The sequence below is a fragment of the Pseudomonas yangonensis genome (assembly GCF_009932725.1).
Lineage (GTDB): Bacteria > Pseudomonadota > Gammaproteobacteria > Pseudomonadales > Pseudomonadaceae > Aquipseudomonas > Aquipseudomonas yangonensis.
In genome coordinates this window covers 86,410-92,901 of the sequence record NZ_BLJU01000004.1, presented here as the reverse complement: position 1 = coordinate 92,901, position 6,492 = coordinate 86,410, and the positions used below count along the sequence as shown (strand labels likewise).

The following is a 6,492-nucleotide window of genomic DNA, read 5'->3' as shown; positions in this document are numbered from 1 at the left end:
CCCGAAGGGCGGGAGAGGGTCAGGGGCCGCCAAAGGTTGGAGCCAGCAGGCAATTTCGCGGCGCTCCGGCCCTCTCCCCCAGCCCCTCTCCCATAAATGGGAGAGGGGAGCAAAAGCAACTCGAATTCAGTCCGTAGCCCGGATGCAATCCGGGGCCTGACCGAGGCATTACCCCGGATTTCATCCGGGCTACAGTGTTCTTCACCTTCGCAGCCCGAACAGCCCACAAACGACAAGGCCCGTCATCGACGGGCCTTGTGGCATTACGAGCTTGGCGTTCAGAGCGCCGAGACGTCTTCCGCCTGCAGGCCTTTCTGGCCCTGGGTCACACCGAACTCGACCTTCTGGCCTTCGACCAGGGTGCGGTGACCTTCGCCGCGGATGGCGCGGTAGTGAACGAATACGTCCGGGCCGCTTTCGCGCTGAATGAACCCGTAACCCTTGGAATCATTGAACCATTTGACGGTTCCGGTCTCACGATCTGCCATTACCAACTTCTCCAAACTCGCTATGTTTTTATTGTCCCGAAGGCGCTTTGACGGCTCGGTAAAAACGTTCTTCTCAGCATTCGCCACCCCCGGCAATCGAGCTTGGAGCAGGTCAAGCGATTCGCGTTCTTGCTACAGCCGAAGGCCGAGTATAAAGCATGGATTGTGACTGAAAAGCACTTTTTTGGAACAGGCACGAACCCGGAACTTACGCGGGTTACAGCGTTTTTTACGAGCTTTTGACCAACAGATCGCGCAACTTTTTCGCCAGCCGCTGAACCTGTTCAGGCTCCAGCCGGTAGGCCCACTCACGGCGCCCACTCACCTCTGCGGCGTTGAAACCTTCATGCTCGCCAAGCAACAACCAATGCTGCTCGCCCTGCTTGTACAGCGCCCCCTCAAGCTTCTGTCCATCGAAACCGGCGAGACTGAACTGCAGCATCGGCGGCTGCTTGAAGCCCACCTGCGCCAGCGGTGCGGCATCGGCAAACTGCAGGTTGGAAAACACCAGCGCAACGCTATTGGCTGCACCCTCGAAGCTGAGTTTCTGTTCCTTGCGCAACTCCTCGACCACGAAGTTGTACTGCTCGGCATCGGCGCGCTTCAGCGTGAGTTTCTCGCCATCGGCGTAGCGCAGCAGCAAACTGGCGATGCGGGTGAACGGGATGTCGGTGATGCGTCGATCCAGCCAGTCCAGCTCACGGGTCGGCACCTGCAACTGCTGATCGATCAGCCACACCTGATCCTCACCGGCACGTCGCACCAGTTGCCCGCTGCCCTGCCGGGAGGGATTGCCCAAACGCAAATCCAGGTCGGCATGCCCCTCGAACTGAAGCTTCACACGCACCGCCTGTTCATCGCCCTCCCCCTTCTCGGCCAGTCCCAGGCGCGCGTGCCACTGCGGATTGGCGGTTTTGGCCTCCACCGTACGTGCCTCGCGCAAGGCCCGCAGCAGCTCGGCCAGCGCTTGCGGCGCCGCCGGATAATCGGCCTTGGCCGGCACCACCCACTGCTCGCCGCGTCGCTCGATACGCACAGGCGGCTGCCCCGGCTGCTCGATCTCCAAGGCCTGCAACGTGCTCAGATAACCCTGTTCGGCCGCCAACCACGGCGCCGGTTCGATCTGCGCCAGGTTCTGTTGCTGGCTGCGCTGCACGGCCAGGTAACCCAGCACGCAAAGCAGCACGATAACGATCAATGCGATAAGACCTTTACGTCCCATGATCTCCTCACAGTTGAATGGCTAATCTCGTAGGGGTGGATGTCGCTTTTTACATCCACCGCAGCGGTGGATCGATTCGTGGGAGGGGCTTTAGCCGCGACTGTCGCCGCTGAAGCGCCTCCCACAGGTGATAACCCTCAAGCGCGACGACGGCGCCGCCACAGCCACAACGCCAACACGCCGAGCGTCAGCAGCGCCGGCATCAGGGCGATGTTGATGATCTTCAGCGTGCGCCCCAGCGCCTCAATATCGGCGTTGAGCTGGTAGCGCACCTCGCGCAGCTCCTTGCGAATCTCCAGCTTCTGCTGGATGAAACGCTGCAGCGCGCCCTGCTGCTCCGGCGTCAGTTCAAGATTTGGATCGTCGCTTTGCTGCAGCGCCGCCAGTTGCTGCTCGGTCTCGGCCAGACGCGCCTGCAGGGCCTGCTCCTTATCGCGGAAGCGCTGTTCGGCAGCGCGCTGCAGCTCTTCGACCACCACGAACGGACGGCTGAAGCGACCACGCGAACGCACGCTGATCAGCGCCTCGGAGCCGGTCAGGTTGTCCAGCGCGTTGATGGTGAAGCTGCCGTTGTCGGCCCAGGGCTGCGGCATGCGCTGGCCAAAGAAATCCTGCACCTGCACCCACATGCGGTCGCTGAGAATGTCGGTATCGGCCACGGCGATGACGTTGATATTGTCGGCCTGCTTGAGGCCGTCCTTGCGTCCTTCGATGCCATCGGGAAAGGCGCTCTGCGCCGGACCGTCGATACGCGCGGCGATGGTGTAGCGCTCGCCGGTCGGCTCCAGTTCACGGATCAACTCTTCCGGGTTGCTGAGCATGGCGAAACGCTGGGCGTCGAAGGGCATGGCATATTCGGAGCTCTGCATCAGCGGGATGAAACGCGTCTTCGCCCCTTCCACCGGTTCGAGAATGCCAGCGGTGGCGACCGTGACGCTTTCCAGCCCGGCCGTGGCGATATCGGTCTGGTCCAGCGCCTTGCGCGGCAGGCTCAGCCAGGCGGCGTGGCGTACCGGGCGCTGGCCCTGACCACGGTTGACGGACATGGCGTAGGAGCCATCGCCGAGCACCTTGTCCGGCACCAGGCGCAGGCCCCAGGCCTTGAACAGCGGCTCGATGTTTGACGACTTGTCCACCGCCATCTCACCCGGCATATCGCCGGTATCAGCCTCGGCGTAAGGGTCAACGAACACCATCAGCTTGCCGCCGCGCAGCACGAACTGGTCGATGGCGTACAGGGTCTGCTCGGGCAGGTTCTTCGGGTGCACCAGCCACAGCACCGAGACGTTCTCGGGAATCTGGTCGACATCGCTCTTGAGCTGCTCGATCTGGAACAACTGGCGCACCTGCTCCAGCACCATCCACGGCGGCGTCGGCTGCCGCGCCATCATGTCGAAGCCGCCGGTCATCTGCAGCCCGGAGAGCACGCCAACCACCGGCAGTTCCGGCTTGGCCAGGGTCTGCACCAGGCGGCTCAGCTCGTACTCCAGATGCTCCTCCTGATCCAGGGCGAAGAACGGGATCACCTGGGTGTCATCCAGGCCGTTGGTGCCGGCCAGGCCGAAGTAGATCGAGTCGCCGCCCTGCTGCAGCGGGATGCCCTGCAGGCCGAATTCGGCAGCCTTGTCCTCGTCCTCTGAGAAGGGCTCGGGGTCGATGACGTGCAGGCGGATCTTGCCACCGGCCTGGACCTGGTAGGCCTTGAGCATCTCCTCCACGCGCTGGGCATAAGTGCGCAGCGCCGGCAGGTTCTTGGCTACCTTGTCCGAGTAGAAGAAGTACAGGTTGATCGGCTCATCCAGCTCACCGAGGATCTGCTTGGTGCCGTCAGAGATCGTATAGAGCTTCTGCTCGGTCAGGTCCAGACGGGCACCGCCCAGGCCCAGGCCGGCCAGCAGGTTGAAGGCGAGAAAGGCCACCGCGATCAGCAGCAGCCCGGCGCCGGAATAGATCAGCTTTTTCATGGGCGCATTCCTTCAGTCGGCTTTCTTCAGGTCGATGACCACGGCGGTGGCGGTCAGCCAGGCGGCGATCAGCGAGAGGAAATACAGCAGGTCGCGCAGATCGATCACGCCCTTGCTGATGGCATCGAAGCGCACCAGGAAGCTCAGCGAGGCAATGGCGTCCACCAGCCACTGCGGCGCCCAGGCGAAGGCGTCGAGCACCATGGGAAAGCCGCTGACGATGAACAAAAAGCAGGCGCTGACCGCCAGGATGAAGGCGATCACCTGATTCTTGCTCAGCGCCGACATGCACGAGCCGATGGCCAGATAGGCGCCGGCCAGCAGCCAGCTGCCGATGTAGCCGGTGACGATGGCACCGTTGTCCGGCTCGCCCAGGTAGTTGACGGTGATGATCATCGGGAAGGTCAGCAGCAGCGCGATGCCGGCGAACACCCAGGCCGCCAGGAACTTGCCGGTGACCGCCTCGAAGCGGGTGATCGGCAGGGTCATCAGCAGCTCGATGGAGCCGGACTTGCGCTCCTCCGCCCACAGGCGCATGGCAATCGCTGGCACCAGGAACAGATAGAGCCAGGGGTGGAAGTTGAAGAAGGCGGACAGATTGGCCTGGCCGCCCTCGAAGAAACCGCCCAGGTAGAAGGTGAACACCCCGGACAGCACCAGGAAGATGACGATGAACACATAGGCCAGCGGCGTGGCGAAATAGCTCGCCAGCTCGCGCTTGAAGATCACGGGCAACTGGGTCATGGCTGCTCTCCCCGGGTCAGCGTGCGGAACACTTCATCCAGGCGGCCGCGTTCCACGTTGAGTTCCTTGACCTTCCAGCCGCGTTCGGCAATCAGCGCATTGACCTGCGGGAAGATCACCTCGCCCGGCTGCGCCAGCACGCTCAGGCTGTGCTCGCGGGCGTTCTCCTCGACACCGGCGACACCCGGCAGCGCCGCGAGGGCAGCCTGGTCCAGCGCATCATCGGCCACCAGCGTCACCGCCTGGTGATAGCGCGAGCGGCTTTCCAGCTCCAGCGGCGTGCCATCGGCCAGCAGGCGGCCCTGAGCGATCACCACCGCGCGGGTGCACAGCGCCGTGACCTCTTCGAGGATGTGGGTGGAAATGATCACGATCTTGTCGCGCGCCAGGCCCTGAATGAGCTGGCGCACTTGGTGCTTCTGGTTCGGGTCGAGGCCATCGGTGGGCTCATCGAGGATCAGCACGCGCGGGTCATGCAGGATCGCCTGGGCCAGGCCGACGCGGCGCTTGAAGCCCTTGGAGAGCGTCTCGATGCTCTGCTCCAGCACCTTTTCCAGCTCCACCTGCTCCACCGCGTGCTGCACGCGCTGCTTCTTCTCGCCACCGCGAAAACCGCGTACCTCGGCGATAAAGTCGAGAAAGCCGCGCACCGTCATATCGCCATAGCAAGGCGCGCCTTCCGGCAGATAACCGATCTGCCGCTGGGCTTCGAGGGTCTGGGTCTGGATATCGCAACCGAGGATGCTCGCCGTGCCTGAGGTCGGCGCGAGAAAGCCGGTGAGCATCTTCATGGTGGTGGATTTGCCGGCCCCGTTGGGGCCGAGAAAGCCCAGCACTTCCCCTGGCTGGACCTGGAACGACAAGTCATCGACTGCCGTGTGCTGCGCAAAACGCTTGGTCAGGTTTCTTATATCGATCATGGCCTCTCACCGTCGCGAATGGCCTGCGCTCAGCGAAACCATCGCGAGAGCGCCGGCCGCAAGAACGCCGGGCACGAACGAAAGCACACGCCCGGACGAGGGCCAGACCGTATCAAAACTGAAAAGTTCAGTCAGCAGGCCGAAACAAGTAGTAAATGGAATATGTGTTTAGCGATCCAGAGGGCTCAACACCGCCAGGCCACCTCGGTTGAGCACATGGGTATAGATCATGGTTGTCTTCACATCTGAGTGGCCGAGCAACTCCTGCACGGTGCGAATGTCCTGGCCTGCCTCCAGAAGATGCGTGGCAAAGGAATGACGTAACGAATGTGGCGTCGCATGCTTGACCAAGCCAGCACGCCGAGCGGCCTCACGCACCGCCCTCTGGATGGTTTTCTCATGCAGGTGATGGCGATAAATGCCGTGCCCGCGTGGATCATGAGAGCGATTGCCCGACGGGAAAACGAACTGCCATCCCCACTCCTTCGCCGCATTCGGATACTTTCGCGCCAGCGCGAACGGCAAATTAGCCTCGCCAAAGCCTTCGGCCAGATCGCCCTGATGCACGCGCTGCACCTTGTTCAAATTTTGCCGTAAAGGCTCGACGACACGCATTGGCAGCATGGTTACCCGATCTTTCTGGCCCTTACCATCACGCACGATGATTTCTCGCCGGGTAAAGTCGACATCCTTGACTCGTAGCCGAAGCGCCTCAAGCAATCGCAATCCAGCACCATAGAGCAGATTCGCAACGATCCAGCTATCGCCCTGCAGTTGAGCCAACAGGGCATCGACCTCGCTGCGGGTAAGCACCACCGGCAGATGCTTGGGTTTCTTCGCCCGTACGACCCCCTGCAACCAAGGCAAATCCAGCTTGAGCACTTCCTTGTAGAGGAATAGCAGAGCGGCCAGAGCCTGGTTCTGTGTCGAGGCAGACACGTCTCGCTTAACCGCAAGATGGGTCAGAAAAGCCTCGATCTCAGCCGCGCCCATCTCCGCCGGATGCCGATAGTGGTGAAAGCGGATGTAGCGCTTTACCCATTCGGCATAGACAGCTTCGGTACGGATGGCATAGTTTCTGACTCGAATTTGCTGGCGTACTTGATCCAGCAGCTTGGGCTTGCCGTCATCCATGTCGCGTTTCTCCCTAGGTG

6 protein-coding genes are annotated in these 6,492 nt (G+C 62.0%); all 6 read right to left on the bottom strand.

The annotated features are described in order from the left end of the window. Nucleotides 1-278 precede the first annotated feature (278 nt). Nucleotides 279-488, bottom strand: a complete 210-nt coding sequence (locus GYB81_RS08755) for a cold-shock protein (protein WP_013716441.1) — start codon at nucleotides 486-488, stop codon at nucleotides 279-281. 229 nt (nucleotides 489-717) lie between these two features. Continuing rightward, nucleotides 718-1,710 carry a DUF4340 domain-containing protein gene (locus GYB81_RS08750; RefSeq protein WP_161866623.1) on the bottom strand — a complete coding sequence of 331 codons (993 nt, stop codon included), beginning with the start codon at nucleotides 1,708-1,710 and terminating at the stop codon, nucleotides 718-720. 137 nt (nucleotides 1,711-1,847) lie between these two features. Next, complete coding sequence (locus GYB81_RS08745; RefSeq protein WP_161866624.1) at nucleotides 1,848-3,674, bottom strand: GldG family protein; 1,827 nt, start codon at nucleotides 3,672-3,674, stop codon at nucleotides 1,848-1,850. A gap of 12 nt (nucleotides 3,675-3,686) precedes the next feature. Then, on the bottom strand, nucleotides 3,687-4,418 hold the full coding sequence (locus tag GYB81_RS08740; RefSeq protein ID WP_003244158.1) for an ABC transporter permease subunit: 732 nt from the start codon (nucleotides 4,416-4,418) through the stop codon (nucleotides 3,687-3,689). Further along, nucleotides 4,415-5,338: an ABC transporter ATP-binding protein gene (locus GYB81_RS08735; RefSeq protein ID WP_161866625.1), complete on the bottom strand. Its 924-nt coding sequence runs from the start codon at nucleotides 5,336-5,338 to the stop codon at nucleotides 4,415-4,417. Before GYB81_RS08735 ends, GYB81_RS08740 begins: the two co-directional genes overlap by 4 nt. A 168-nt stretch (nucleotides 5,339-5,506) precedes the next feature. After that, nucleotides 5,507-6,472: an integron integrase gene (locus GYB81_RS08730; RefSeq protein ID WP_161866626.1), complete on the bottom strand. Its 966-nt coding sequence runs from the start codon at nucleotides 6,470-6,472 to the stop codon at nucleotides 5,507-5,509. Nucleotides 6,473-6,492: the final 20 nt, after the last annotated feature.